Origin of the sequence: Sandarakinorhabdus sp., assembly GCF_031422795.1 — a bacterium.
Classification (GTDB): Bacteria; Pseudomonadota; Alphaproteobacteria; order Sphingomonadales; family Sphingomonadaceae; genus Sandarakinorhabdus.
Window position 1 is genome coordinate 1 of sequence record NZ_JANPML010000378.1, and the last position, 2,908, is coordinate 2,908.

Sequence of the window (2,908 nt, forward strand, 5' to 3'; positions counted from 1 at the left end):
GCGGCCCGGATCATCGGCGCGCAGATGTTCGGCCATCAGAAAGCTGAGGAACTGCCGCACCGCGCTGGCCTTGCGCGCCGCACTGGCACGGGCCAGCGGCGCCCACTGCCGCGCCAACCGCGCCAGCGCCGCCGCATCGGCTACTGCCAGGCCGCCACCCAGCCATTCGCTGGCCTGGCGCAGATCGCGGCCATAGGCGAGAATGGTGTTCCGGGCCGCACCGCGTTCGCTGGCCAGGCTGTCGAGGAACAGCGCGATGGCCTGGCGATCCGTGATCATGTGCTGCGAGTTACCGCTTCGGCCGCGATCAGCCGGGCCTCCGCCACCCGGCCGCACGCCACAAACGCCGCCACGATCGCTTCGACATGGGCGGGCGGCACATCGGCCCAACCGCCCTGCAGGCCGGTCGCCGCCAACAGCGCCACTTCGCCCGCGGCCTGCCGCCGCGCCGCGCTGGCCAGCGCCGCCGTCCAGCGATTGCTGACCGGGCGCACGCCGTCTTCCTTCAACCCGCTCCAGCCGCTGCCACGGGCCTGACCCAGACCCGACAAGGCGGCAACCAGCATGGCCTGCCGGCGCGGGCTGGCCTTGGCAGCAGCGCGCCAGTCGCTCACATCGCCTGCCGCCATCACCACCCCGGCACCCGCCGCCAGCAGCGCCTGCGCGCGGGCGCGAACTTCGCCATCGGCCTGTTGTGCCACCGGCCACCAGGCCCGCGCTGCACGCGTGTTGCCGGCGGCCAGCAGCACCGCGATCATCACATCGGCCTGTGCGGCCTGGGCTGCAGCGGGCTTGAGGGCTGCCGCCGCCGTTGCTGCTTCCAGCAGCGCGCCGTAGGGATCGGCACCGCCATCGCGGACAATGGCCGCAATGGCTTCTGCCCGATCAGCCGCGCTGCCGGTAAAGGCGTCACGCAGCCGGCCGGCGCGACTGTCGGCCGCGAAACCGCCGCTGGCATCGGCCGGCGCCAGTGCCGCCACGCCGCTGGCCAGTTCCTCGGCCGACAATGTGCCCAGCACGGCTGCTGCCCGCAGCAGCGCAAAACGTGTCGCCGCCGGCACCCCGGCGTTGCGCACCACCCAGCCCGGATGCGCCGGGCCCAACGCGCTGAGCCGATCCGCTGGCACCGTCACGCCGGCGGCACTGGCCACGCCATAACGATACGGAGTCAGGCCTTCTTCCTCGGCCCAGTTGATGCCGTCGGCGCGCCCGGCACCGCCGGCCAGCACCACCACGCGTTGGGCCAGCCGCAGATCAAAGGCCGGCACTGCACTTCTGCGGCCGCGCACCGAATCGATCACGCCGGCTGCCGTGATGTCGTCCCCGTCCATGGCGGCGCACATGCCCCAGGCCAGATCCCACATCACATCATCGGATAACGCCCGCCCGGTGGCGGCAATCGGGCACAGGCCGGCCAGATCGGCCGCCGCCAGCGACACCTCACCCGCCACCTGATAAGTGGCCGGCGTATAACGTTCGTTGGGCAGCACATCGACCAGCCGCCGCGCCGGATCAATCGCGCCCATCCGCATCAGCAAGCCAGCGCGGGCCGCGACCCAATCGCCATCGCCAATTCCCGCTGGCCCCGGCACCCGCGACGCCAGCGCCCGGCCCACCGCAATGGCCACCCAGCGCGAGGCAATCGGGCCCTGAATGCGGTTGGCCAGCCCAGCCAGAAAACGCCCGTTGCTGCCGCTGAACGCATCGGATTCAAGGCCGCCGCTATCCACATCGATGATGCCGATTGGCGCACCGGGCGCCAGTGCCGGCGCGGCACCGGCGGCAATATAGGGTGGCGGCATGTCGCCAATCTGTTCGGGCAACAGCGCGGCTTCACCGGAAATCGTGGGCGGGGGCGCGGATTCGACCGGCGGCGCATTCGCACCGGGCAACAAGGGGGCTGGTGCGGCGGCGGGCGCAGGTGCCGGCGTGTCAAAGCCGGGCGGCAACAGCGATTTGGGCGCATCGCGGTTGGGCCCGGCTTTCTGGCCGGCATCCTGCCCGCCCGCCGGCGCTGCCAGCAACAGGCCCACAGCCGCCGCAACGGCTGCACCGTTCATCAATGCGCGTTTGCTTGCCCATCCCATAAGCCGGTGTATAGCGGGCAGCGCAATGGACGGCGACCCGAAAATCCCCCCTCCGACAACCTCGGGCGCGGCCGATCGTCTGGCCCTGGCGGCCCAGCGGCCGGTCACGCTGGTTGGGCTGATGGGTTCCGGCAAGTCCAGCATCGGCAAGCGGCTGGCCGTGCGGCTGAGCCTGCCTTTTGTTGATGCCGATACCGAAATCGAGACCGCGGCGGGCATGACCATATCGGAAATGTTCGAACGCTTTGGCGAAGCGCATTTCCGCGATGGCGAACGCCGGGTGATCGCCCGCCTGATCGACGGCACCCCCAAGGTGATTGCCACAGGCGGCGGCGCTTTCATGAACGAAGCGACCCGCGCGCTGATCAAGGAACGCACGCTTTGCGTATGGATGGACGCCGATATCGCCACGCTGGTCGATCGCGTGCGCCGGCGCGGCACCCGCCCGCTGCTGAAGGGCAAGGATGCGGGCGAGGTGCTCACTGCGCTGGCAGCGGTGCGCAACCCGATTTACGCGCAGGCGCGCATTCGGGTGGGCAGCAAGCCCGGCCCGCATCACGAAACGGTGGAGGCGATTGTGACCGCGCTGGCCGCCGCCAACCGGGAAATGGGGCAGCCATGATCGTTGATGTCGCGCTGGGCGATCGATCCTACCCGATCCATATTGCGCCTGGCCTGCTCGGAACCGCGGCGGCCGTGCTGGCGCCGTTCGCGCGCGGCGGCCGGGTGGTGGTGGTGTCCGACGAGACTGTGGCCGCACTGCACCTGTAAACGCTGGCCGCCGGCCTGCCGGGCTTCGCGATGGAAACCATCGTTCTGGG

Annotated in this window: 4 protein-coding genes; 2 read left to right on the forward strand and 2 right to left on the reverse strand. The window is 70.6% G+C overall.

Features of this window, described 5'->3' with window-relative positions:
* Together RMO81_RS13155 and RMO81_RS13160 are read right to left on the reverse strand one after the other, a co-directional pair.
* Positions 1 to 279, reverse strand: a 279-nt coding sequence (locus RMO81_RS13155; RefSeq protein ID WP_310476347.1) for a site-specific integrase, incomplete at its 3' end; no start/stop codon positions are given.
* Positions 276 to 2,060 (reverse strand): hypothetical protein, encoded by a 1,785-nt coding sequence (locus tag RMO81_RS13160; RefSeq protein ID WP_310476348.1) that lies wholly within the window; start codon positions 2,058 to 2,060, stop codon positions 276 to 278. The genes RMO81_RS13155 and RMO81_RS13160, both read right to left, overlap by 4 nt.
* A gap of 52 nt (positions 2,061 to 2,112) precedes the next feature.
* On the opposite strand from RMO81_RS13160, the gene RMO81_RS13165 reads away from it, so the two are divergent.
* Together RMO81_RS13165 and RMO81_RS13170 are read left to right on the forward strand one after the other, a co-directional pair.
* Entirely contained in the window at positions 2,113 to 2,709 is a 597-nt protein-coding gene (locus tag RMO81_RS13165; protein WP_310476349.1) for a shikimate kinase, read from the forward strand.
* Positions 2,706 to 2,858 (forward strand): hypothetical protein, encoded by a 153-nt coding sequence (locus RMO81_RS13170; protein ID WP_310476350.1) that lies wholly within the window; start codon positions 2,706 to 2,708, stop codon positions 2,856 to 2,858. Before RMO81_RS13165 ends, RMO81_RS13170 begins: the two co-directional genes overlap by 4 nt.
* Positions 2,859 to 2,908 lie beyond the last annotated feature (50 nt).